Below are 23999 nucleotides of genomic sequence, written 5' to 3'. Positions count from 1 at the left end.
CATAGTCGGCGTGGCCTGGGCAGTCTACGTGTGCGTAGTGGCGAGTCGGGGTGTCATATTCAACGTGAGAAGTGTTGATGGTGATACCACGCGCTTTTTCTTCTGGTGCGTTATCGATCTGGTCGAATGCACGAGCAGCACCGCCGTAGGTTTTAGCCAGTACGGTAGTGATTGCAGCGGTCAGGGTAGTTTTACCATGGTCAACGTGGCCGATAGTACCAACGTTGACGTGCGGTTTTGTACGTTCAAATTTTTCTTTAGACACGGCTATATTCCTTACTATAGTGCTCTCCCCTTCGGAGAGAGCACGGGACTTAGGTTTTAATCCTGTGGATTACTTACCACGGGCTTCGATAACGGCCTGAGCAACGTTGTTAGGCGCATCATCATACTTCAGGAATTCCATGGTGTATGATGCACGACCTTTGGTCAGAGAACGCAGCTGAGTTGCATATCCGAACATTTCAGACAGCGGAACTTCAGCATGGATCTTAACGCCAGTTACTTCGGATTCCTGACCGCGCAGCATACCGCGACGACGGCTCAAGTCACCGATAACGTCACCGGTGTTCTCTTCAGGAGTCTCTACTTCAACCTTCATGATTGGCTCAAGCAGAACTGGTTTTGCTTTCTTAAAGCCTTCTTTAAAGGCAATAGACGCAGCCAGTTTAAACGCCAGTTCAGAGGAGTCAACGTCGTGGTAAGAACCGAAGTGCAGACGGACACCCATGTCAACAACCGGATAGCCAGCCAGAGGGCCCGCTTTCAGCTGTTCCTGGATACCTTTATCAACGGCTGGGATGTATTCGCCAGGAATTACACCACCTTTGATGTCGTTGATGAACTCGTAACCTTTAGGGTTAGAGCCCGGCTCCAATGGGTACATGTCGATCACAACGTGACCGTACTGACCGCGACCACCAGACTGCTTAGCGTGTTTACCTTCAACATCGGTAACTTTCGCACGAATCGCTTCGCGGTAAGCAACCTGAGGTTTACCCACGTTCGCTTCAACGTTGAATTCACGCTTCATACGGTCAACGATGATGTCCAGGTGCAGTTCACCCATACCAGCGATGATGGTCTGGTTAGATTCTTCATCAGTCCATACGCGGAATGATGGGTCTTCTTTCGCCAGACGGCCCAGAGCCAGACCCATTTTTTCCTGGTCAGCTTTGGTTTTTGGTTCAACCGCGATGGAGATTACCGGCTCAGGGAATTCCATACGCTCCAGAATGATCGGGTGATCCGGGTCACACAGGGTGTCACCAGTAGTCACGTCTTTCAGACCGATTGCTGCAGCGATGTCGCCCGCACGAACTTCTTTGATCTCTTCACGTTTGTTAGCGTGCATCTGTACGATACGGCCAAAACGTTCACGCGCCGTTTTCACGGAGTTCAGGATGGTGTCACCGGAGTTAACCACACCAGAGTAAACGCGGAAGAAGGTCAGGTTACCCACGAATGGGTCGGTAGCAATTTTGAACGCCAGTGCAGAGAACGGCTCTTCGTCGCTTGCGTGACGTTCAGCCGGAGTATCTTTACCGTCGTCCAGGATGCCGTTGATCGCAGGAACGTCAACCGGGGATGGCAGGTAATCAATTACCGCATCCAGCATCGCCTGAACACCTTTGTTCTTGAATGCAGAACCACAGGTTACCAGGATGATTTCGTTGTTCAGAACACGCTGACGCAGAGCTTTTTTGATCTCTTCTTCAGTCAGTTCTTCACCACCCAGGTATTTCTCCATCAGCTCTTCAGAAGCTTCAGCAGCGGATTCGATCAGGTTCTGGTGCCATTCGTCAGCCAGGTCCTGCATCTCAGCTGGGATATCTTCGTATTCGAAGGTAACGCCCTGGTCTGCATCGTTCCAGTTGATGGCTTTCATTTTCACCAGGTCGATAACGCCGGTGAAGCCTTCTTCAGCACCAATTGCCAGCTGCAGCGGAACAGGGTTCGCGCCCAGACGGGATTTGATCTGACCAACAACTTTCAGGAAGTTAGCACCCATACGGTCCATTTTGTTAACGAACGCGATGCGTGGAACTTTATATTTGTTCGCCTGACGCCATACGGTCTCAGACTGTGGCTGAACACCACCAACTGCGCAATAAACCATTACCGCGCCGTCAAGAACACGCATGGAACGTTCTACTTCGATGGTGAAGTCAACGTGCCCTGGGGTGTCGATGATGTTAACGCGATGCGGTTCGTACTGCTTAGCCATACCTGACCAGAATGCAGTAGTCGCTGCGGAGGTGATAGTAATACCACGCTCCTGCTCCTGTTCCATCCAGTCCATGGTGGCTGCGCCGTCATGAACTTCACCGATTTTATGGTTTACACCGGTGTAGAACAGAATACGTTCGGTAGTAGTGGTCTTACCGGCGTCGATGTGCGCACTGATACCAATGTTACGGTAACGTGCGATGGGTGTTGTACGAGCCATTTGATTCCTCGTTTGTTTCTTTAGGCGTTCAGTTAAGTAACCCAGGACGGGCAGCTTCGCTGAAGCGCCCGCCTGGTGACTAATACTCCGAAGGGATTACCAACGGTAGTGTGCGAACGCCTTGTTGGCTTCTGCCATACGGTGAACGTCTTCACGTTTCTTAACTGCAGTACCTTTGTTTTCTGCAGCATCAGAAAGTTCGTTCGCCAGACGCAGAGCCATGGATTTATCACCGCGTTTACGAGCAGCTTCAACGATCCAACGCATTGCCAGAGCATTACGACGAACCGGACGAACTTCAACTGGAACCTGATAAGTAGAACCACCAACGCGGCGAGACTTAACTTCTACAGTCGGGCGCACGTTGTCGAGAGCGACTTCGAAAGCTTCCAGTTCATTTTTACCAGAGCGCTGAGCCAGGGTCTCCAGCGCGCTGTATACGATTGCTTCTGCAGTAGATTTTTTACCATCTACCATCAGGATATTTACAAATTTTGCCAGCAGTTCTGATCCGAATTTCGGATCTGGAAGAATTTTACGCTGACCAATGACGCGACGACGTGGCATGGGAATACTCCGTTGTTAATTCAGGATTGTCCAAAACTCTACGAGTTTAGTTTGACATTAAGATAAATCAGTTTGGCCTTACTTAACGGAGAACCATTAAGCCTTAGGACGCTTCACGCCGTACTTGGAGCGAGCCTGCTTACGGTCTTTAACACCTGAGCAGTCCAGCGCACCACGAACGGTGTGGTAACGAACACCCGGAAGGTCTTTAACACGACCGCCACGGATCAGGATCACGGAGTGCTCCTGCAGGTTGTGACCTTCACCACCGATGTAGGAAGTCACTTCGAAACCGTTAGTCAAACGCACACGGCATACTTTACGCAGTGCGGAGTTTGGTTTTTTAGGAGTGGTGGTATATACACGAGTACATACGCCACGTTTCTGCGGGCAGGCTTCCAGTGCAGGCACGTTGCTTTTTGCAACTTTGCGCGCACGTGGTTTGCGTACCAGCTGGTTAACTGTTGCCATTAAATAGCTCCTGGTTTTAGCTTTTGCTTCGTAAACACGTAATAAAACGACCTCATACAATATGAGGACGCGAAATTTTAGGGCTACGTCGAAAAGGTGTCAAGAAATATACAGCGATCTCGGATCACCAGTTCATTTGACTGGCGTGTGTCACAGTAAGATTGACGAAATCAGTATAGCCAACCACGTCAATTTTGGCTGAAATTTGACCAGAAAGACCTCGCGCCTCAAGATCGTCTTTCAGCGCAGAGACGGATATGGGGGCATTGCTGAGAATTTCAACGAAACGACTCCCTTCAAGCGCAGCCAGTACGCCATCCTGAATCAGCAGCAGGTCATCACCTTCGCGCAGCATGCTCAGTAATGCGTCGATATCACAATGCCACGGTGAACGGCTCAGGGTATGGAGCATGTCAGCCTCAGAAATTCAGAACAGTGTCGTAATGGGAAAGTTGGTTGCGCAGCGCGTCGGCCGGAAGGAGTGTGACATCCAGCACGAAAGACGTCTTATCGCTCAGACCGCGCGCAGCCAGAGAATCAGCGCAGACAAAAAAGGTTTCAATGTCGTAAAGCGGCAGCACTTTAAAGGTCGCGATGTAATCCCGCGCCAGAATAGCCTGCGGCTGCTGGCCCGCCAGAAGCTGAAACACGCCATCCCCTAAAAAGAAGACACCGATGTCTTCGGTCAGCGCTGATGTTGCGAGCAACGCATCCAGCCCTTCTCTGCCGGACGCACTACCGTGCGGAGCAGATGAAAAAACAAACGCCACGCGTTTCATCAGAATTGCACCACTCTGTCGCAGGTTAACGCAGCCTGTGCCAGTGCGCCCAGACCGCTCAACGAAAACCCCGGCTGCAGGTTGGCCCCTGGCAAGCCAAGACGTTCAGCTTCGGTGGCATCGGTCACGCCGCGACGCAGGGCTGCCGCCACGCAGATATGCAGCGCAACTCCCCTTGTCTCGTTCAGCGTCTGCCAGGCGCGCACCAGATCAAATTCATCGCTGGCCGGTGAGGTAAACTGGTTGGCGTTATACACCCCTTCCCGATAAAAGAAGACGCTCACCAGCTCATGTCCGGCAGCCAGTAACGTATGCGCAAACTGCAGCGCGCTGCTGGCCTGCTGAGTACCATACGCCGGGCCTGTCACCATCAGCGAAAAACGCATTACTTGTCTTGCCCCTGGAAATCACCGCTTTTGAACTGGCGGATGTAGAGGTAGACCGTATGCTTGGAAATGTTCAGGCGATCGGCCACCTGGTTAATGGCGTCTTTGATGTCAAAAATCCCTTTCTCATAGAGATTCAGCACGATCTGACGATTCTTGGCGTTGTTCGATACGTTGCGATCGGCATTCACCTCTTCGATAGTGAACTCAAGCGTCTGCGTCACCAGATCTTCAACCGAGGAGGCAAAGTTAACTGAGGAGCCAACGTCCGGCGTTTCAGGCGGTATGAAAGTGCTCATGATTTGCGAGAACGGCACATCAAGGTTCATGTTGATGCACAACAGACCGATCACGCGATGCTCGCGATTTCGAATCGCGATGGTTTCTGATTTCATCAGTACGCCGCTTTTGGCGCGGGTGAAATAACATTTGGAGACGCTGCTGTCCGCGCCGGTCATGTCATGCAGCATACGCAATGCAAGGTCGGTGATTGGCGAACCAATTTTACGGCCAGTATGCTCACCATTAGCAATGCGGATGGCGGAACACTTAAGATCTTGCAGGGAGTGCAATACGATTTCGCAGTGGGACCCAATGAGCATCGCTAACCCGTCCACTACCGCCTCGTAGGATTTCAGAATATCGAAGTCGGTCTGGTCGAAAGGACGTTGATCCAGTAAATCAAGTTCACTGGTTTCGTTGGTTAAAAGCGACCTGGACATGAAAAAAACACTCCTTTTCAGGAGCCTGTCGTTAGGTTTTCAGGGCAGGCTCATTATCTACACGGACAACTAAATTAATACAGCGTGCATAACGCTTTCCAGTGTTAATTATATCTGCCCCACAATAAAAAAAACCGCCGCCTTAAAGGCGGCGGTTTTCATTCCATTACTTCTTCGCGTCTGTCGCAGCTTTCTGTTCTGCCTGCGCTTCTGGTTTCGCATCAGCTTTCGGCGCTGGCTTGATGTCCAGCAGCTCTACGTCAAAGACCAGGGTAGAGTTAGCAGGGATACCTGGAACGCCGGTTTTGCCATATGCCAGATCCGGTGGAATAACCAGTTTGATCTTGCCACCTTTCTTGATGTTTTTCAGACCTTCAGTCCAGCCTGGGATCACACCATCCAGACGGAAGGAGAGAGGCTCACCACGGGTGTAAGAGTTATCGAACTCTTTACCGTCGATCAGCGTACCTTTGTAGTTAACCACGACAGTATCGCTGTCTTTAGGCGCATCACCGGTACCTTCTTTCTCAACTTTGTACACCAGACCCGTAGAGGAGGTTTTCACGCCCTTCTCTTTAGCAAAGGTATCGCGGTAGGCTTTGCCTTTCGCTTCGTTGTCTTTTGCATCCGCTTCCATCTTAGTCTGAGCGGCACCTTTTACACGTGCTTCGAACGCCTGCAGAGTCTGTTCAATTTCCTGGTCAGACAGTTTGCTCTTATCTGCAAATGCGTCCTGAACGCCCGCGATCAGCTGAGCTTTGTCCAGTTTAATGCCCAGTTTCTCTTGTTCTTTCAGAGAGTTTTCCATGTAACGACCCAGAGATGCGCCAAGTGCGTAGGCGGATTTCTGGTCGTCATTTTTGAACGCCGCTTTGCTGTCTGCAGTTGCAGCAGGCTTCGCAGCAGTATCAGCAGCGAAGGACAGCGGCGCGTTCAGCGCAACAGCCATCGTCGTCGCCAGCAGCGTTACTTTAAACAGTGATTTCATCCATATCTCCAGGGCCTGGGGACTCTCACCCCAGCGTTAAACGTAAATGAGTTACGTACTATAAAACGTTGCGGAAGAAATCTACAGACAGACTCTCCCGATTCTCGCCACTTTTCAGACTATTTTTGTTTAAATAAGTTTCTTGCCAAGGGGATAGATACTGAACTTAAGGATAAACTCAGTTAAACTTCGCCGCCGCTGGCCGATTGTGGTTAATGAGATACAACGAGGTGAATGATGAAGGACACAATGTTAGAAGCGAGAATGGCTGAGCTGGAAAGCCGCCTGGCTTTTCAGGACATCACCATCGAAGAGCTAAACCAGACCGTGACCGCACATGAACTGGAAATGGCGAAACTGCGGGATCTCATGCGCCTGCTGACGGACAAACTGAAGGCCACACAGCCGTCACATATTGCCTCTCAGTCAGAAGAGACGCCACCACCTCATTATTGAGGCGTAAAAAAAGCGGGATTATTATCCCGCTTTTTTATTTTCCGCAGAACGGAATTAGTGGCAACCGCAGCCGCCGTTACCGCAACCACCTTTACCGTGGTCGTGACCATGGTCGTGATCGTGGCCGTGACCACCACAGCAGCCGTCGTGGCCGTGATCGTGGTCATGGTCGTGACCGTGCGCACCGTGAACGTGGCCATGAGCCAGCTCTTCTTCGGTCGCTTCACGGATCGCAACAACTTCTACGTTGAATTTCAGGTTCTGGCCAGCCAGCATGTGGTTGCCGTCAACCACAACGTGGTCGTCTTCCACTTCAGTGATTTCAACAGGAACCGGACCCTGGTCAGTTTCCGCCAGGAAGCGCATGCCAACCTGCAGTTCGTCAACGCCCATGAACACGTCTTTAGGAACGCGCTGCACCAGGTTGTCGTCGTACTGACCGTAAGCGTCGTTCGCGCCAACAGCAACGTCGAATTTGTCGCCAACGTCGTGACCTTCCAGCGCGTTTTCCAGGCCGGAAATCAGGGAACCGTGACCATGCAGGTAGTCAAGCGGCGCACTCACCGGAGACTCATCAACCAACACACCGTCTTCTGTACGTACCTGATAGGCCAGGCTGACCACCAGGTCTTTTGCTACTTTCATGATATCTCCTGAGCAAGGGAAAATTGCTGGCGCAGATTGTAGCGGAAATCTGCACCCGTGTACCCTTTAGCTTAAAAAAACTCAGGGCATATCGCTAGTCCGGATGAAAAATCCCGATAACTTGCTCTTCATTGCGAACATGATCGCGGGCTTCTTTATCCGCTTCGCGCATCTGATGACCGCACTTAACACACTCTACGACATCAATATTATTTTCCCGCCACATCGCCAGCGTATCTTGCGCCTGGCAGCTCGGGCATTTTGCGCCCGCAATAAAGCGTTTACGTACAGCCATCTTTCGTTACCCTTTATTCAAATTCATCCCAGCCATCGAGCTGGCGTCGTTCCTGTTGCATCTCTCGCTGGAAAATTTCTTCCAGCTCGCGACGCGCTTCCCGCACGCGGGAGATCTGCGCCGTATCAGAGTGTACCGGCATTAATTCGCGCAGCATTCGCATGTCCAGCCGGCGAAAATGCATCTGGGCCCGCTGAGCCTGATGAGGATGCATGCCCAGCGAAATCAGCGCTTTACGTCCCAACTCCAGCGCACTGGAAAATGTCTCACGGGAGAAGTGCTTCACACCTGCCTGCAGCAGTTCGTGCGCTTCAACACGTCCACGCGCACGCGCCAGAATATGCAGATGCGGGAAATGCTGCTGGCACAGTTCCACCAGCTTCATCGTATCTTCCGGATCGTTGCAGGTAATCACGATGGATTCTGCTGCTTCTGCCCCCGCTGAACGCAACAGTTCGAGCTGGGTCGCGTCGCCGTAGTAAACCTTGTAGCCGTATTTACGCATCAGGTTCACCGCGCTGATATCGCGCTCCAGTACCGTAATGCGCATTTTGTTCGCCATCAGCAGACGTCCAATCACCTGCCCAAAGCGGCCAAAGCCCACCACAATCACCTGCGGCTTATCATCCTCCACCCACGGCATCTCATCTTCATCCTCTGTCGGATTTAAGCGCCGTGAGAGCAGCTTATCCACCAGCCTGATGAGCAGCGGGGTGGTCATCATCGACAGCGTGACCGTCACCAGCAACAGCGCCATCTGATCGTCTTTAAACAGCTTCTGGGAGGAGGCGGTGGAGAACAGCACGAACGCGAACTCTCCGCCCTGACTTAAGACGCTGGCAAACTGCATGCGCTCGGAACTGCGCAGCCCGTATATCCGTGCCATGACGTACAGCACCAGCGTTTTTACCGCCACCAGCACAACGACGCTCATCACCACCCACAGCAGATGGGTATAGAGCACGCCCAGGTTGAGCGCCATTCCCACCGAAATAAAGAACAACCCTAACAGCAGCCCTTTAAACGGATCGATAGCCGTTTCCAGTTCGTGACGATATTCGCTTTCAGCAAGGAGCACCCCGGCGATAAACGTACCGAGCGCCATCGACAGCCCCAGCGCGTCCATAAACAATGCCGAGCCCAGCACCAGCAGCAGCGTCGCGGCAGTAAACACCTCGCGCACGCCAGAGGCGGCAATAAAACGAAACACCGGCCGCAGCAGGAAACGTCCGCCAATCAGCATGCCGGCGAAGGCCAGCACCTTCATGGAGATTTTGACCCAGTCAAAATGATCGTCACCAGAGCCTGCCAGTAACGGCACCAGTGCCAGCGCCGGGATCACGGCCAGGTCCTGAAACAGCAGTACCGAAAAGCCCAGCTGTCCTGCCTCGTTGCGGTTCATCCCTTTGTCACGCATTAACTGCAGCGCCATCGCTGTCGACGACATCGCAAGACCTATTCCGCCGATCACCGCCGCCTGCCACGAGAAGTTGGTCAGCATTAACAGCCCGGCCAGAATTGCGGCACTGAACAAGACCTGCGCCGCCCCCACGCCAAATATCGATCGCCGGAGCTGCCACAGTTTTGACGGGTTCAGTTCGAGGCCAATGATGAACATCAGGAACACTACGCCCAGTTCAGAGAAGTGGAGAATTTCATCCACATCGCTGATGAATCCCAGCCCCCAGGGGCCAATGGCGATCCCGGCCAGCAGGTAGCCCAGCACCGCGCCAATGCCCAGCCGGGCGGCCAGCGGAACCGCCACCACTGCGGCAAATAAAAACAGCACGCCGGCCAGGAGTAAATTCGATCCTTCCATTAGCGACCTCCCGCCGATATCGGTGATGCAAGCCAATCGCCATACGCTCTGGCGTGGCTCGCCAGCGCTTCAGGCTTCTGGCGACGCGCCCAGTAGACAATAATCGGGCTCATCCAGTGCATGCGGCACATCGCAGCCGTCAGCTCAAACGGCCGCAGGATATCACTCATGGGATAACGGTTAAGACCGTCGTGGCGGTAAGCGCTCTCTGGCTCACCGGTCGTAATGACACTGCGCCAGTACTTTCCCGCCAGCTGGTTGCCCCCCACCCCGCTGGAGAACCCCCGGCTCAGCACACGGTCCAGCCACTCTTTCAGCAGTGCCGGACAGCTATAGGTATAAAGCGGATGCTGGAACACAATCACGTCATGCTGACGCAGCAGTTCCTGCTCGTAAGGAATATCAATAAAGAAATCAGGATAGTGCGCGTAGAGATCGTGCACCGTCACATTGCTGAGCTGAGTAGCCGGCTTAAGCAGAACCCGGTTTGCCACCGAGTCCTGAGATTCCGGATGGGCATACAGCAGCAGCACTTTCGCTGTCTGAGACATCACTCCCCTCCCGGTTCTGTTTCTGTTTTTGTGTATCGTCGTTGTTTTGGGCTACCATGGCGGCCCGGTGCGGAAAATGGCCCACACCTTACATTATCATAATGACAAATTAACATAGTCGGAACATACGGCGCTTCTATGATTGTTTTCTCCTCGTTACAAATTCGCCGCGGCGTGCGCGTCCTGCTGGATAACGCCTCCGCCACCATCAATCCCGGTCAAAAAGTGGGTCTGGTCGGCAAAAACGGCTGCGGAAAATCGACCCTGCTTGCGCTGCTGAAAAACGAGATTAGCGCTGACGGCGGTAACTTTACCTATCCGGGCAACTGGCAGCTTGCCTGGGTAAATCAGGAGACGCCTGCCCTGAGCGAACCCGCTCTCGACTATGTTATCGACGGCGATCGTGAATACCGTAAGCTGGAAGCTGAACTGAACGCCGCCAACGAGCGTAATGACGGTCATGCTATCGCCACCGTCCACGGTAAGCTGGACGCCATCGACGCATGGACCATTCGCTCCCGCGCCTCCAGCCTGCTGCACGGTCTGGGTTTCAGCAACGAACAGCTTGAACGCCCCGTCAGCGACTTCTCCGGCGGCTGGCGTATGCGCCTTAACCTGGCGCAGGCACTGATTTGCCGTTCCGACCTGCTGCTGCTTGATGAACCCACTAACCACCTCGATCTCGATGCGGTTATTTGGCTGGAGAAGTGGCTCAAGAGCTATCAGGGCACTCTGATTCTGATCTCCCACGACCGCGACTTCCTCGACCCGGTGGTGGATAAAATCATTCATATCGAACAGCAAAGCCTGTTTGAATACACCGGCAACTACAGCTCATTCGAGCGCCAGCGCGCGACGCGCCTTGCTCAACAGCAGGCGATGTACGAAAGCCAGCAGCAGCGCGTGGCGCATCTGCAAAGCTTTGTTGACCGCTTCAAGGCAAAAGCCTCTAAAGCCAAGCAGGCCCAGAGCCGCATCAAGATGCTGGAACGCATGGAGATGATCGCCCCGGCGCACGTCGATAACCCGTTCCACTTCAGTTTTCGCGAGCCCGAGAGCCTGCCGAACCCACTGCTGAAGATGGAAAAGGTGAGCGCTGGCTACGGCGATCGCATTATTCTCGACTCCATCAAGCTCAACCTGGTGCCGGGTTCACGTATTGGTCTGCTGGGACGTAACGGCGCCGGTAAATCGACGCTGATTAAACTACTCGCGGGCGAGCTTAACCCGGTCAGCGGCGAGATCGGCCTGGCAAAAGGCATTAAGCTTGGCTACTTCGCCCAGCATCAGCTGGAATTCTTACGCGCGGATGAATCGCCCATCCAACACCTCGCGCGACTGGCGCCGCAGGAGATGGAGCAGAAGCTGCGCGATTACCTTGGCGGCTTTGGCTTCCAGGGCGATAAAGTCACCGAAAACACCGAACGTTTCTCCGGCGGCGAGAAAGCGCGTCTGGTGCTGGCGCTTATCGTCTGGCAGCGTCCGAACCTGCTGCTGCTCGATGAACCTACAAACCACCTCGATCTCGACATGCGTCAGGCGCTGACCGAAGCGTTAATTGAGTTTGAAGGCGCGCTGGTTGTCGTCTCGCACGATCGTCACCTGATCCGCTCCACAACGGACGATCTCTATTTAGTGCACGATGGCAAAGTCGAGCCGTTCGATGGCGATCTGGAAGACTATCAGCAGTGGCTGACGGACGTGCAGAAGCAGGAAAACCAGCCGGATGACTCGTCGAAAGATAACGCCAACAGCGCCCAGGCGCGTAAAGACCAGAAGCGCCGTGAAGCGGAACTGCGTACTCAAACCCAGCCGCTGCGTAAAGAGATTGCCCGTCTCGAAAAGGAGATGGAGAAACTTAACGCTCTGCTGGCTACCGTTGAAGAGAAGCTGGGTGACAGCGGTCTGTATGACCAGAGCCGTAAGGCAGAACTGACCGACTGCCTGCAGACACAGGCGAAGACGAAATCCAGCCTCGAAGCGTGCGAGATGGCGTGGCTGGACGCCCAGGAACAGCTGGAAACCATGCTGCAGGCCGACTAAATCCCCGGGAGGGTTATGAGTTTCGATATCACGAGCGACATTACATTTCGTAAACTCAGCATCTTCATGACCTTTATGGAGAAGGGCAATATCGCCCGTACCGCCGAAGCGCTTGGCCTGAGCGGCGTTAGCGTGCACCGCGCGCTGCATACTCTCGAAGAAAATGTGCGCTGCCCGCTCTTTACGCACAAAGGTCGCAATCTCATTGCGCTGCCTTCAGCCTGGACGCTGCTGGAATATTGTCAGGAAGTGATGCAGGTAATGGCGCGCGGGCTGGAAGAAGCGCGCAAAACGGCCGGTGTTGGCCAGGGACGACTGCGCGTCGGCACGCTCTACTCGCTGACGCTGGAAACCGTGCCACGCCTGATTATGGGGATGAAACTGCGCCGTCCGGACCTGGAGATGGATCTGACGATGGGCTCTAACGAGACCCTGTTGCGTATGCTGGACGACGGTTTGCTCGACGCCATCCTCATCTCTATTTCCGAAAGCGATATCGACCGCAACAGTCTGGAAGTGCTCCCCCTGTTCCATGACGACATTTTTCTTGCCGCACCGGCCTCTGCCACGCTGAACACCAGCGGGCCTGCCGACTTACGTGATTACAAAGACCAGAAGTTTGTCGCGCTGTCGGAAGGGTTTGCCACCTACGCCGGGTTTCAGGAAGCGTTTCATATTGCCGGTTTCGAACCGGAAATCGTCACCCGCGTAAATGACATTTTCTCAATGCTGAGTCTGGTGCAGGCGGGCGTGGGCTTTACGCTCATGCCAGGCAGAATGAAGAAAGTGTATGAGAACTCAGTACAGCTACTGAAGCTGGCTCAGCCGTATCAAATGCAGCAGTTGATTGCCATTGTGTTTGCCCGCAACCGCGAGCAAGACCCCAGCCTGCGGGCACTGGCAGCCGAAGGGCGAATGTATGCCCGCAGTATCGCCACCGACCCTGCGCAGACCCTACCTTTGTAGCCGCTTAGCGAGGTGTACCGCCACGTCTACACCACTGCGCTCCAGCGAAACTGACTCCCCTTCCCAGGCCGCCTGACGCGTCAGGCAGGTCAGTACACCGCCAGGTGGCATTTCAATCGCCAGCCGAGCTTCACGCTCGTTGGCAGAAATCACCGCTTCCTGCCAGCGCACCGTGCGCGCCATATTCATCGCCAGATCGTCCGCGATTTTCTCAGGCGTCCAGAGCACGCGTCCTGTGCTGCCGCTCAGGTAAGCACAGCGCGGGCGTGTGAGCGTGACGGATGTGAACGCCTCCACCAGCTTGTGCGCCGGCTCCGCCAGCAGTTCGCAATGGGAAGGCACGCTGACGGTCAGCCGATGCGCCTTATTAGCCCCTTTTGCCAGCGCGCGTTTCGCCACCTGCGCCATCCCCTCATCGGTGCCGGCGATCACAATCTGTGTTTCCGCGTTCAAATTGGCGATATACGTTCCGGTGCCTTCCAGCAACGCTTCAACCTGAGGCAGGGTCAGCCCCATTATCGCGGTCAGGCCATAACCGTGCGGATAGGCTTGCTCCATGAGATCGCCACGCAGCGCGACCAGCTTCAGCGCGTCGGCAAATTCCAGCGCACCGGCAATGACCGCGGCCGGATACGCGCCAATAGACAGACCGCTGACGATATCCGGTGCCACGCCGCGTTGTTCAAGCTCACGCGCCCAGGCAACACCGGCAATTAACAACGAAAGCTGAACGGCTCGCGTGTGGGTTAACGCTGCCGCGGTATCCAGCATATCGACTTCGCCACCCAATACCTCGCGGGCCTGCTCCAGCGTCGTGCCAGGCAGGTTTTGCAGCATACCGACATGCTGGGTGCCCTGCCCTGGAAAGGTAAACAGTATTTTCATCACTCCTCCCTGTGCCACGGGTCCGCCACCAGGCGCGGCCCACGGCGGGTCTTCAGCAACGTTTTGCCGTCGCGCAGCCACTCCGTCAGCGCAAAGCCGCCTTCAGGGGTGTCCACCTGGGTGTCTGCCCGACATAACGCGCGGCTGAGCTGTGACGCCCAGACACGAAAAGCGTCAGCCGACAGAGGCTGAGGGGCTCGCACCAGCAGATCGAGATCGCTGTCGGCATGAATGACCGGGATACCGGTCGCCAGGGCGTAGCCCGTGCTGCCCGTAATTCCCCACGTCCACGGCCATGCCTGCTGAGAAAGTTGCAACGCCACCTGCACCGGTGGCTGAGTCACAAACGGTGAACGCAGAAGATCGGCGGTCACGCTCAACGCCTCGGGTGAGACCACCCGCACGACGTTGTCTGGCTTCACCCAACCGGCCGCCCGCTGGTCGCGGCGTAAACCGCGTACGCCAACGGGAATACGGCCAGCGTTATCAACATCACGCCGCACGACCACCGGCAAACCGGTATGCCATACCGCATCCACCCAGTCGTCAGTGATGCCTTCCAGCGCGTCACGCGCGTTAAGCCAGATGAGGTCGTGAGGGCGTAATGTTGTGGTCATGATTACATTCCTGAAGTCAGCGAGATAAACAGTGGCAGCGACAGGATACACAGTACCGAGCTTAACAGCAGCACCGCTTCCGCATCCGGAGACTGCACACCAAAGCGGTTACCGAACACCACGCCGAAGAAACCGGCTGAGAGCGCAATCATCAGGATAGCGGTGATCGCCACGGAGCCGTGCAGACCGAAGATCAGAACGATACCCCAGGCAATCGCAGGCTGGATCAGCAGCTTGGCAACGGTTGAGGTAATCACCATGGTGTTGATCTGCAGCTTACGCGCAGAGAGGATCACCCCGGTCAGGAACAGCGCGGCAGCCGTTGCAGAAAGCCCCAGTGGCTTAATGGCGGCCAGAACAAGTTCAGGCATTTTGATGCCGATAGCAGACAAAATCACACCCAGCAGGGGACCCATCACAATCGGTTTTTTAATCGAGCGCCACATCAGCACCGGCAGCATCGAGAGCGTTGAACCGGAGTTATTGCCTTCGGCACGCGCTTTTTCACGTTCCAGAATCAGCAGGCAGAACGGCGTCATCAGTACCGAACCACAGGCAATAGAGACCGCCACGGACAGTGAGGTTGAAGAACTTTCACCCAGCACGCTGCCCAGAATCGGCAAGCCAAGCGCGGCATAGTTTGGCAGCGCCACCGTCAGCGTAAGCACGGCGGCATCCTGTGGGGATTTTTTAAAGACGCTGGTCGCGAGGAAGTAAATGGCCGCGTAGGTTATCCACATCGCCAGGGTCAGCACCAGAATCAGCGGTGACTGGGCTACGATGCCGGTCCACGGGGTTTGCACCGTGGCGCTGAACAGCGCGGCAGGCAAAGCAAAATCCATGACGAAGATATTGAGCAGGGAGACATTTTTGTTATCGACCATCTTTGCCTTACCGGCCCAGAATCCCAGCAGCATGATGACGAAAATCGGTGCAAGAGCATGAACAATTACGTAAGTCATAATTCACCTGTAGTAAAAAAGTTTAAGCACTGGCGCGATGATTATTATTTTCAGGATGCAGGTTCCCGCGCGGACGTAACGGTTACGTCCGCGGGGAGTGCATCTGGCAGGTCTCTTTTTACTTACCAGCTTGCCCGCATGCGTTCGCGTACGAGGGCAGAGCTGCGGCGATTGTCAGCACCGAGACGGTTTTTCAGGGTGTTGTCCTGACGAGCGTCATGGATGGCCTGTTGCAGCGTGGTTTTCACCTGCATCAGATCGTTTTCAGAAGGGGCATCCGGGTTGCTGATGTCCAGCAGGTTGGAAAGCAGCCCCAGTGTGGCGTAGTTGCTAATGTCATAGGCCATTGGCGGGATCGTTGCCGCCAGTTTTTCCAGCGCGTCCACGGTACGTAGCGTAATACGCGCCGCAGACTCTTTACCCATGGCATGGATCAGCACGCCTTTATCGTTAAAGGCAATCAGGCGGTTTGCCTGGTACCCGTGCGCCAGAAACGCGCCGGACATCGCTTTACCAACGATAAGCCCAATCACCGGATGACCGGCCAGACGCGCGTTAGCATAGGCCGCCGCCGCGCCGGCCAACGCCTGGTGAATACCAAATGCCTCTTCACGACGGCCATAGGCCTGGCTTGGCACGTCAATCACCGCCACGATCGGGCGCTTCACGGCGCTGTTGGCATCGGCGGCAACGGTTTCGCTCACCACTTTCGCCAGCGTCCAGCCTTCCAGCAGACCGACTTCCCCTTTCGCCGCGCGCGGGAAGTGGTTGTTGGCATCCGGTACCACGGCAACAAAACGTACCGTTTCACCGTTAAGTTCACCATCGGCCGCCTGTACGGACGGGCATAAACCCTCCAGGCGTCTGGCGTTCGGCGCGAGTGTTTGCAGCCAGAGTTCGCCACGGCTTACTGAGTTAGTCATCATTTCACCTCCCGGGCAAAGAGCGCTTTAATCTGTTCGGCATCGGCCTGTTTGCGGGTGTCGAAATTCGTCAGACGGTTCAGGTAATCGTCATAGTTATCGGTGCGATGTTTTGCAGGCACGCCTTTGGCAATCGCGTCGTTCATCGCCGCTTTCACCGCGTTCACGCCATCGCCAACCAGCGCATCCACCAGGCCGCTTTCATAGCGGACTTCGCCACCGGTCATGCTCCAGATAAACGGACGGTCGCGGGAGTCATACTCTTCAATTCCCGCTTCCTGCTCGATAACCTGAGGACCATTCAGACCGAGACGCGCTTCGCGGGTGACAATCAGGTAGCTGCACAGTGCAGCAGCGATAGACATCCCACCGAAGCAGCCCACGGTCCCGGCCACAATCCCGACCACCGGGGTGTAACGACGCAGGTCAACAATTGCCGCATGAATATCGGCAATGGCCGCCAGGCCCAGGTTGGCTTCCTGCAGACGCACGCCGCCGGTTTCGAGACACAGTACCGCCTGCGTCGGGATCCCGTTGCGGTTATCTTCTGCTGCCAGCTCCAGCGCGGCCGCCATTTTGGCGCCGGACACTTCGCCCATGCTGCCGCCCTGGAACGCACCTTCGATCGCCACCACTACCGCAGGCTGGCCGTTGAGGGTGCCTTTGGCGACCACCATGCCGTCATCGGCCTGAGGAACGATACCCTGCGGCCCCAGCCACGGGGAGATAATGCCTTCAAAAGGATCCAGCAGTTCGCGATAGCTCCCGTCGTCCAGCAATGCCTGAGCACGCTGGCGAGCTTTTAATTCAATAAAACTCCGATCATCACGCATGGCTCACCCCTTCAAAAACCTGTTCGATACGAATGCGTGCCACCCCCGGCGTCGCGCCAAAGTCGTGGATCGTCAGTTTTCCTGCAGGCAGGCTGCTGACGGTGTGCAGGCGGTTGAATAACGCCTCCCAGCGACCGCGGCTGTTGTCGACGGACGTGGTGATATCAATGGTTAACGTCTGGCCCGGTTCGGCGGCAAACAGCACCTCCATATCCCCGGAACCAACAACCCCTGCGAGCGCTTTGCCGCTTAACGCGCGGCTCGCTGGCATGGTTAATGTGATTTTTTCCATAACATCCTCTTAATGCTTTGAATAAGGCGTTTCGATGCGATCGAGAAACAGCGTGGCGGCAAGCAGGTCGGCAGCTCCGCCCGGTGAGGCATTGAGTGCCAGCATGTGACGGTCTAATCTCGCCAGCGCCATCTGGCCTGCGGATGTCGCGCATCCTCCGGCGCTCAGCACCGCACGCGCACCGTTCTGCATGGCCTCCAGCCCCGCCATCCCGGCGCGCGACAGCACGCAGGTGTCGGTAAGCGACGTCATGATGGCCATCAGCGCATCGAGCCTTGCGTACGTTTCGCTGCTGCCGTTAAGACGGCTCAGACGAAGCCGCGGCAGAGCACGCTGCATCACGTGTGGAAATGCCTGCTGAGCCTCTTCACGTGCGCCCGGAACCCGGTAGCGGCGCGTGGCGCGTAGCCCTTTGCTGAACACTTTCGGCGCCGCGTCATCGGGCAGTTTCGCCAGCTGTGCCGCGGTATTCGCTACCGCCTGCGCGCTGGCATCGCCACCGAGCATCGCCACGGCACTGACCAGCAGCCCCAGCGCCCAAATCGCGCCGCGGTGGGTATTTACACCGTCGGTAGCCGCCATCATCTGCTGCTCACCTTCACGGCCGAGTCGCCCTATGGTTTGCCTGAGCGCAATATCCGCCGGACGCTGCCAGCTATGTTGCGCCAGCGCCTGAAACGTGGGGGTCAGGCTGCGCGCGGAACGCTCCATCAACGCGAGCGACAGATCGTGGTGCGCGCCGTTCCCCCGACTGTCCACCAGACCGGGTTTCGGGCTTAACTGTGCTTCGTCAATCAGACACTGCGTGGCGGTTCGCGCCAGCCATTCGGCACCGCCTTCAACCTGAATCTGGGGCAGAAGTTTCATTACCAGCTCCGGAATTTCGCAGGTGGGTTGTAAAGACCGCCAGACCATTCAACCAGGTCTGACACGCTGCCTGCTGCCAGCAGAGAACGGGTGGCATCGGTGCGGCGAATCCCCATATCTTCCGGGTAAACCACTTTGCCGCTCTGGCGCAACTGCGCCACGCGCCTGGCATCGACGCCCAGACCGATATCGGTGATCCCCGCGACGGCCGCAACCATCGCCCGGCGCTCTTCAAGACTTTCTGCGCGATAGAGGTAAGCAATCCCCTCTTCCGTCAGCACATGTGTCACGTCGTCGCCGTAGATCATGACCGGAGCCAGAGGCATCCCGGACGCTTTCGCAACGTCAACAGCATCGAGTTTTTCCACAAAGGTCGGTTTCACGCCTGCCTGGAAGGTTTCCACCATCTGGACGACGAGTTTTTTACCGCGCTGCATCGGATCAGGTTCGGTGATCATGTTCAGCCAGGCCGGGGTGGCATGACGACGACCATGCGGGTCATGGCCCATGTTTGGCGCACCGCCGAAACCAGAGAGACGACCACGGGTCACGGTTGAGGAGTTGGCATACCCGTCAACCTGCAGGGTTGAGCCGATGAACATATCAACGGCGTACTGGCCTGCCAGCTGACAGAAGGCGCGGTTGGAACGCATAGAGCCGTCGGCACCGGTAAAGAAGATATCCGGACGTGCACGAATGTACTCTTCCATCCCCAGCTCACCGCCGAAGCAGTGCACGCTTTCCACCCAGCCGCTTTCAATCGCCGGGATCAGGGTTGGGTGCGGGTTAAGGGTCCAGTGTTTACAGATTTTGCCTTTGAGGCCGAGCTGTTCACCGTAGGTCGGCAGCAGCAGTTCAATCGCCGCGGTATTGAAACCAATCCCGTGGTTCAGGGATTGCACCTGATGTTCCGCATAAATGCCCTTAATGGCCATCATCGCCATCAGGATATGTTCCTGTTTGATGAGACGCGGGTCTCGGGTAAACAGCGGTTCGATAAAGAACGGTTTGTCGGCCACCACCACGAAGTCAATCCAGGAGCCGGGAATATCAACGCGCGGCAGGTCGCATTCGTCGTCCACCAGCTCATTCACCTGTGCGATGACAATGCCGTCATGGAACGCGGCCGCTTCCACCAGCGCGGGGGTATCTTCGGTGCTTGCGCCGGTATAAAGATTACCTTTTCGGTCCGCTTTAAAGCCGGCAATCAGCGCCACGTTTGGCGAGAGATCCACGTACAGACGTGAATAGAGTTCTATGTAGGTATGGATAGCGCCAATTTCGAGCTGACCATCTTCCAGCAGCTGCGAGATGCGCAGGCTCTGGGTACCGGAGAAGGAGAAGTCCAGCTTGCGGGCGATACCTTTCTCAAAGATATCCAGATGCTCGCTACGGCCCACGCTTGGCATAATCATGTGCAGGTCATGCACGATTTGCGGGTTCACTTCAGCCAGCGAGCGTGAAAGGAAATCGGCCTGCTTCTGGTTATTACCTTCCAGAACGACTTTGTCGCCAGGCGCGATCAGTTTTTCCAGCATGGCGACAAGATCGCCGGTTGGCAGTACCTTGCCCTGCACCGGTACGGAGGCCAGACGACGCGCTTTCTCGGTGCGTCGTGTGTTCCATTGCCGGGTGGGTGTTTGCCCAGATAACATTATTAACCTCCTGATTCAGCACATCATTCTGATTTGCTTAACGTTGAGTAAAGTGTGCGCTGTGGCGAGGAAGCCATCAATTAAGCGCAGGGCGGAATCATTAGCCTGAGAGTAATAATCAAGGTAAATATTTGTGATCGAGATCAGTTCATGTTTCGGAAAACCAGGCTAAACGGGGTACAATTCGGAAAGAACAGAAAATAACTGACAAGAATTAGCATCGCCGTTATGAGCCAAATCATTCCATCAGACTTCGACATCATCGCCGAAGACAGCACCGAGTTCGTGCCCATGCGCGGCGTGGCCAATTGCCATCTGCAGACCATGCTGCCGCGACTCATCCGCCGTAAGGTTCAGTTCACGCCGCACTGGCAACGGCTGGACTTACCGGACGGTGACTTTCTGGACCTGGCATGGAGCGAAGAGCCAGAACAGGCGCGCCACAAGCCGCGTCTGGTGGTCTTTCACGGTCTGGAAGGCAGTCTGCACAGCCCCTATGCACACGGGCTCATCCAGGCAGCCAAAGCGCGGGGCTGGCTCGGCGTGGTGATGCACTTTCGCGGCTGTAGCGGCGAACCGAATCGCCAGAAGCGCATCTATCACTCGGGTGAAACCGAAGACGGCACCTGGTTTTTACACTGGTTACGGGAAAACTTTGGTACCGTCCCGACAGCGGCCGTGGGCTACTCGCTGGGCGGCAATATGCTGGCCTGCCTGCTGGCAAAAGAGGGCGACACCGTGCCGCTGGATGCGGCCGTCATTGTCTCCGCGCCCTTTATGCTGGAGCAGTGCAGCTACCATATGGAGAAAGGCTTTTCCCGGGTCTATCAGCGTTACCTGCTCAACCTGCTGAAAGCCAACGCGGCGCGCAAGCTGAAAGCCTATCCGGATACGCTGCCGGTGAGCCTGCGTCAGTTGAAAAAGGTCCGTCGCATCCGCGAATTCGACGATCTGATCACCGCCAAAATTCACGGTTTTGCCGATGCGATTGACTACTATCGTCAGTGCAGCGCCATGCCGCTGCTCAGTAAGATCACGCAACCGACGCTTATCATTCATGCCAAAGATGACCCGTTTATGGATCATCACTCTATTCCCGCGCAGGAATTTCTGCCTGCCAACGTTCACTATCAGCTGACAGAGCATGGTGGTCACGTGGGGTTCATCGGTGGAACGTTGCGTCGCCCGAAAATGTGGCTGGAGTCGCGTATTCCTGACTGGCTTACCCCTTATCTGGACGGTGCAAAATGATTATTCCGTGGCAGGACCTCTCCCCCGAAACGCTCGATAATCTGATTGAAAGCTTTGTCTTGCGCGAAGGTACCGATTATGGTGAACATGAACGTTCGCTTGAGCAAAAGGTCAACGATGTGAAGCGCCAGCTCAAAAGCGGCGACGTGGTGCTGGTATGGTCTGAACTGCATGAGACGGTCAATATCATGCCCCGCAACGCGTTTCATGGCTGATCTTTAAACCTTTCCAGTCAGGGAGTTGCTATGTCTGCCAGACATCCGGTTATTGCCGTTACGGGTTCGAGTGGTGCGGGAACCACCACGACCAGCCTCGCTTTTCGTAAGATTTTCGCCCAACTGAATCTCCGTGCGGCGGAGGTCGAAGGCGATAGCTTTCACCGCTACACGCGCCCGGAGATGGATATGGCTATCCGCAAGGCGCGCGATCTGGGTAAACACATCAGCTACTTCGGCCCGGAGGCCAATGACTTCGGCCTGCTGGAGCAAACCTTTCAGGAGTACGGCCAGAGCGGTAAGGGGCAGTCACGCAAATATCTGCACACCTACGATGAAGCCGTTCCCTGGAACCAGGTGCCAGGCACTTTTACCCCCTGGCAACCGCTGCCGGAACCGACCGACGTCCTGTTTTACGAAGGGTTGCACGGTGGCGTGGTGACGCCGCAGCATGACGTGGCGCGTCACGTGGATCTGCTGGTTGGCGTAGTGCCCATCGTGAACCTTGAGTGGATCCAGAAGCTGACGCGTGACATCAGCGAGCGCGGCCATTCACGCGAGGCGGTGATGGATTCCGTCGTGCGCTCCATGGAAGACTACATTACTTACCTGACGCCGCAGTTCTCCCGCACGCATATCAACTTCCAGCGCGTACCGACAGTGGACACCTCTAACCCGTTCGCCGCCAAAAGTATCCCGTCGCTGGATGAGAGCTTTGTGGTTATCCATTTCCGCAATCTCGACGGCATTGATTACCCCTGGCTGCTGGCGATGCTGCAGGGCTCGTTTATTTCGCACATGAATACGTTAGTGGTTCCGGGCGGAAAAATGGGGCTGGCAATGGAATTAATTATGATGCCGCTGGTGCAGCGGTTGATAGAAGGGAAGAAAATCGCCTGATGATTTCCCTCTCCGCGTGGGAGAGGGTTTCGGTGAGGGCATCAGGGTGAACGATGCCCCCAATATCAGGCGTCGATCACTTCATACGAATGCGTAATTTTTACCGCTTTCTCGAGCATTAAGGCGACCGAGCAGTATTTCTCCGCTGAAAGATCGACCGCGCGTGAGACCGCCGCGTCTTTCAGTTCTTTCCCGCTGACGATGAAATGCAGGTTAATGTGGGTGAACAGGCGTGGTGCCTCTTCGCGGCGTTCTGAGGTGAGTTTTACTTCGCAGTCGGTCACATCGTGCCGGCCTTTTTGCAGGATCGACACCACATCAATTGCGCTGCATCCACCTGCTGCCATCAGCACCATTTCCATTGGGCTTGGTGCTTTATCGCCGGAGTTACCATCCATCAAAATCTGGTGTCCTGAAGCGGACTCGCCCAGGAACGTTAAACCTTCAACCCATTTCACACGCGCTTGCATATTCACTCACTCCAACGTTGCATTTTTGGTGACAGATTACGCGTGCGTTACATTTCTCGCAATGGAAGGCGACCTGCGTCATGCTGAAGCGAGACACCAGGAGACACGCGGCGAAAGCTATGCTAAAACACTCAGGATGCTACAGTAATACATTGACGTTACACATGTATGCAGAGGACATCAAACTTTACTGGCTGCGAAACGTTACGATAGCCGACTTCCCAGGGTATGGGTAAGAATTCGATTGCAACCCCAGAGTCCGGATGCATCTTATGACTCTGGTGACAGCTTATAACAGAGGATAACAGCGCATGGTGCTTGGCAAACCGCAAACAGACCCGACTCTCGAATGGTTCTTGTCTCATTGCCACATTCATAAGTACCCATCGAAGAGCACGCTGATTCACCAGGGTGAAAAAGCGGAAACGTTGTATTACATCGTCAAAGGCTCGGTGGCAGTGCTGATCAAAGATGAAGAAGGGAAAGAGATGATCCTTTCTTATCTGAACCAGGGCGATTTCATCGGTGAACTGGGCCTGTTTGAAGAAGGCCAGGAACGTAGTGCCTGGGTTCGTGCAAAGACAGCATGTGAAGTGGCTGAAATTTCCTACAAGAAATTCCGTCAGTTGATTCAGGTTAACCCTGACATCCTGATGCGTCTTTCTTCGCAGATGGCGCGCCGTCTGCAGGTGACATCTGAGAAAGTGGGTAACCTCGCCTTCCTGGACGTGACCGGCCGTATCGCTCAGACCCTGCTGAATCTGGCGAAACAACCCGATGCGATGACTCATCCTGATGGCATGCAAATTAAAATTACCCGTCAGGAAATCGGTCAGATTGTCGGTTGCTCCCGCGAAACAGTGGGCCGTATTCTGAAAATGCTGGAAGATCAGAACCTGATCTCCGCACACGGTAAAACCATCGTGGTTTACGGAACGCGTTAATTCCGCTCAAACGGCGTGCCATCGCAAGGTGTCACGCCGTTTTTGTCT

General features: G+C 55.3%; 29 protein-coding genes. 7 read left to right on the top strand and 22 right to left on the bottom strand.

Annotated features, from left to right (window positions below):
• The 9 genes from QRN24_RS19385 to fkpA all read right to left on the bottom strand — a co-directional run.
• A partial coding sequence (locus QRN24_RS19385) for a GTP-binding protein (protein ID WP_000031675.1) occupies nt 1-265 on the bottom strand: 265 nt, incomplete at its 3' end.
• A 69-nt stretch (nt 266-334) separates the two neighbouring features.
• The gene (gene fusA / locus QRN24_RS19380; RefSeq protein ID WP_014171904.1) at nt 335-2449 is read right to left on the bottom strand and encodes an elongation factor G; all 2115 of its coding nucleotides are present in this window, start codon (nt 2447-2449) and stop codon (nt 335-337) included.
• A gap of 96 nt (nt 2450-2545) precedes the next feature.
• Nucleotides 2546-3016: a 30S ribosomal protein S7 gene (gene rpsG / locus QRN24_RS19375; protein ID WP_003861706.1), complete on the bottom strand. Its 471-nt coding sequence runs from the start codon at nt 3014-3016 to the stop codon at nt 2546-2548.
• A 96-nt stretch (nt 3017-3112) separates the two neighbouring features.
• Nucleotides 3113-3487, bottom strand: a complete 375-nt coding sequence (gene rpsL / locus QRN24_RS19370; protein ID WP_000246815.1) for a 30S ribosomal protein S12 — start codon at nt 3485-3487, stop codon at nt 3113-3115.
• Between the two features lie 124 nt (nt 3488-3611).
• Entirely contained in the window at nt 3612-3899 is a 288-nt protein-coding gene (tusB, locus tag QRN24_RS19365) for a sulfurtransferase complex subunit TusB (protein ID WP_014171906.1), read from the bottom strand.
• 7 nt (nt 3900-3906) lie between these two features.
• The gene (tusC, locus tag QRN24_RS19360) at nt 3907-4266 is read right to left on the bottom strand and encodes a sulfurtransferase complex subunit TusC (protein ID WP_047355657.1); all 360 of its coding nucleotides are present in this window, start codon (nt 4264-4266) and stop codon (nt 3907-3909) included.
• Nucleotides 4266-4652: a sulfurtransferase complex subunit TusD gene (gene tusD, locus QRN24_RS19355; RefSeq protein ID WP_086532956.1), complete on the bottom strand. Its 387-nt coding sequence runs from the start codon at nt 4650-4652 to the stop codon at nt 4266-4268. The genes tusC and tusD overlap by 1 nt, the downstream gene beginning before the upstream one ends.
• The gene (locus QRN24_RS19350; RefSeq protein ID WP_014171909.1) at nt 4652-5374 is read right to left on the bottom strand and encodes a helix-turn-helix transcriptional regulator; all 723 of its coding nucleotides are present in this window, start codon (nt 5372-5374) and stop codon (nt 4652-4654) included. The genes tusD and QRN24_RS19350 overlap by 1 nt, the downstream gene beginning before the upstream one ends.
• 166 nt (nt 5375-5540) lie before the next feature.
• Nucleotides 5541-6362, bottom strand: a complete 822-nt coding sequence (gene fkpA, locus QRN24_RS19345) for an FKBP-type peptidyl-prolyl cis-trans isomerase (RefSeq protein WP_014171910.1) — start codon at nt 6360-6362, stop codon at nt 5541-5543.
• Nucleotides 6363-6599: 237 nt separating this feature from the next.
• Here fkpA and QRN24_RS19340 point away from each other — a divergent pair, with 237 nt between their 5' ends.
• On the top strand, nt 6600-6818 hold the full coding sequence (locus tag QRN24_RS19340; RefSeq protein WP_020884603.1) for a protein SlyX: 219 nt from the start codon (nt 6600-6602) through the stop codon (nt 6816-6818).
• 54 nt (nt 6819-6872) lie between these two features.
• Here the strand turns inward: QRN24_RS19340 and slyD are convergent, their stop codons facing one another.
• The 4 genes from slyD to kefG all read right to left on the bottom strand — a co-directional run bounded on the left by slyD (nt 6873) and on the right by kefG (nt 10128).
• Entirely contained in the window at nt 6873-7463 is a 591-nt protein-coding gene (gene slyD, locus QRN24_RS19335) for a peptidylprolyl isomerase (RefSeq protein WP_014171912.1), read from the bottom strand.
• 94 nt (nt 7464-7557) lie between these two features.
• Nucleotides 7558-7758, bottom strand: a complete 201-nt coding sequence (locus tag QRN24_RS19330; protein WP_270292940.1) for a YheV family putative zinc ribbon protein — start codon at nt 7756-7758, stop codon at nt 7558-7560.
• A 13-nt stretch (nt 7759-7771) separates the two neighbouring features.
• Complete coding sequence (kefB, locus tag QRN24_RS19325; protein WP_020884602.1) at nt 7772-9577, bottom strand: glutathione-regulated potassium-efflux system protein KefB; 1806 nt, start codon at nt 9575-9577, stop codon at nt 7772-7774.
• Complete coding sequence (gene kefG, locus QRN24_RS19320; protein ID WP_020884601.1) at nt 9577-10128, bottom strand: glutathione-regulated potassium-efflux system ancillary protein KefG; 552 nt, start codon at nt 10126-10128, stop codon at nt 9577-9579. Before kefG ends, kefB begins: the two co-directional genes overlap by 1 nt.
• A gap of 138 nt (nt 10129-10266) precedes the next feature.
• On the opposite strand from kefG, the gene QRN24_RS19315 reads away from it, so the two are divergent.
• Nucleotides 10267-12171: an ABC transporter ATP-binding protein gene (locus tag QRN24_RS19315; protein ID WP_014171915.1), complete on the top strand. Its 1905-nt coding sequence runs from the start codon at nt 10267-10269 to the stop codon at nt 12169-12171.
• A gap of 15 nt (nt 12172-12186) precedes the next feature.
• Entirely contained in the window at nt 12187-13137 is a 951-nt protein-coding gene (locus QRN24_RS19310; RefSeq protein WP_014171916.1) for a LysR family transcriptional regulator, read from the top strand.
• Here QRN24_RS19310 and mdcH read toward each other — a convergent pair.
• The 8 genes from mdcH to mdcA form a co-directional block, all read right to left on the bottom strand.
• On the bottom strand, nt 13126-14022 hold the full coding sequence (gene mdcH, locus QRN24_RS19305; RefSeq protein ID WP_041162885.1) for a malonate decarboxylase subunit epsilon: 897 nt from the start codon (nt 14020-14022) through the stop codon (nt 13126-13128). The two genes, QRN24_RS19310 and mdcH, sit on opposite strands and share 12 nt — an antisense overlap.
• Nucleotides 14022-14639 (bottom strand): malonate decarboxylase holo-ACP synthase, encoded by a 618-nt coding sequence (locus QRN24_RS19300; RefSeq protein WP_044857565.1) that lies wholly within the window; start codon nt 14637-14639, stop codon nt 14022-14024. The genes mdcH and QRN24_RS19300 overlap by 1 nt, the downstream gene beginning before the upstream one ends.
• A 2-nt stretch (nt 14640-14641) precedes the next feature.
• Entirely contained in the window at nt 14642-15601 is a 960-nt protein-coding gene (locus QRN24_RS19295) for an AEC family transporter (RefSeq protein WP_014171919.1), read from the bottom strand.
• A gap of 122 nt (nt 15602-15723) precedes the next feature.
• Nucleotides 15724-16524 (bottom strand): biotin-independent malonate decarboxylase subunit gamma, encoded by an 801-nt coding sequence (gene mdcE, locus QRN24_RS19290; RefSeq protein ID WP_044857567.1) that lies wholly within the window; start codon nt 16522-16524, stop codon nt 15724-15726.
• Nucleotides 16524-17357 (bottom strand): biotin-independent malonate decarboxylase subunit beta, encoded by an 834-nt coding sequence (locus tag QRN24_RS19285; RefSeq protein ID WP_014171921.1) that lies wholly within the window; start codon nt 17355-17357, stop codon nt 16524-16526. Before QRN24_RS19285 ends, mdcE begins: the two co-directional genes overlap by 1 nt.
• The gene (gene mdcC / locus QRN24_RS19280; RefSeq protein ID WP_020884595.1) at nt 17350-17649 is read right to left on the bottom strand and encodes a malonate decarboxylase acyl carrier protein; all 300 of its coding nucleotides are present in this window, start codon (nt 17647-17649) and stop codon (nt 17350-17352) included. The genes QRN24_RS19285 and mdcC overlap by 8 nt, the downstream gene beginning before the upstream one ends.
• A 9-nt stretch (nt 17650-17658) precedes the next feature.
• On the bottom strand, nt 17659-18516 hold the full coding sequence (locus QRN24_RS19275) for a triphosphoribosyl-dephospho-CoA synthase (protein WP_041162887.1): 858 nt from the start codon (nt 18514-18516) through the stop codon (nt 17659-17661).
• Nucleotides 18516-20171, bottom strand: a complete 1656-nt coding sequence (gene mdcA / locus QRN24_RS19270) for a malonate decarboxylase subunit alpha (protein WP_044857564.1) — start codon at nt 20169-20171, stop codon at nt 18516-18518. The genes QRN24_RS19275 and mdcA overlap by 1 nt, the downstream gene beginning before the upstream one ends.
• Nucleotides 20172-20399: 228 nt before the next feature.
• Here mdcA and QRN24_RS19265 point away from each other — a divergent pair, with 228 nt between their 5' ends.
• Genes QRN24_RS19265 through QRN24_RS19255 form a run of 3 tightly spaced genes read left to right on the top strand, consistent with a single transcriptional unit; the run spans nt 20400 to nt 22537 of the window.
• Nucleotides 20400-21422, top strand: coding sequence for a hydrolase (locus tag QRN24_RS19265; RefSeq protein WP_014171925.1), 1023 nt, complete (start codon nt 20400-20402; stop codon nt 21420-21422).
• On the top strand, nt 21419-21637 hold the full coding sequence (locus QRN24_RS19260) for a YheU family protein (RefSeq protein WP_003861664.1): 219 nt from the start codon (nt 21419-21421) through the stop codon (nt 21635-21637). Before QRN24_RS19265 ends, QRN24_RS19260 begins: the two co-directional genes overlap by 4 nt.
• 30 nt (nt 21638-21667) lie before the next feature.
• Nucleotides 21668-22537 carry a phosphoribulokinase gene (locus tag QRN24_RS19255; protein WP_014171927.1) on the top strand — a complete coding sequence of 290 codons (870 nt, stop codon included), beginning with the start codon at nt 21668-21670 and terminating at the stop codon, nt 22535-22537.
• Between the two features lie 65 nt (nt 22538-22602).
• Here QRN24_RS19255 and QRN24_RS19250 read toward each other — a convergent pair whose 3' ends face one another.
• Complete coding sequence (locus tag QRN24_RS19250; protein WP_025202873.1) at nt 22603-23007, bottom strand: OsmC family protein; 405 nt, start codon at nt 23005-23007, stop codon at nt 22603-22605.
• A 311-nt stretch (nt 23008-23318) separates the two neighbouring features.
• Here QRN24_RS19250 and crp point away from each other — a divergent pair, with 311 nt between their 5' ends.
• Nucleotides 23319-23951, top strand: a complete 633-nt coding sequence (gene crp, locus QRN24_RS19245; RefSeq protein ID WP_000242758.1) for a cAMP-activated global transcriptional regulator CRP — start codon at nt 23319-23321, stop codon at nt 23949-23951.
• Nucleotides 23952-23999 lie beyond the last annotated feature (48 nt).

Origin of the sequence: Enterobacter sp. MEB024, assembly GCF_030209635.1 — a bacterium.
GTDB classification, from domain to species: Bacteria; Pseudomonadota; Gammaproteobacteria; order Enterobacterales; family Enterobacteriaceae; genus Enterobacter; species Enterobacter ludwigii.
Note: the sequence above shows the minus strand (reverse complement) of the source record. Positions and strands in the feature narration are given on the sequence as shown.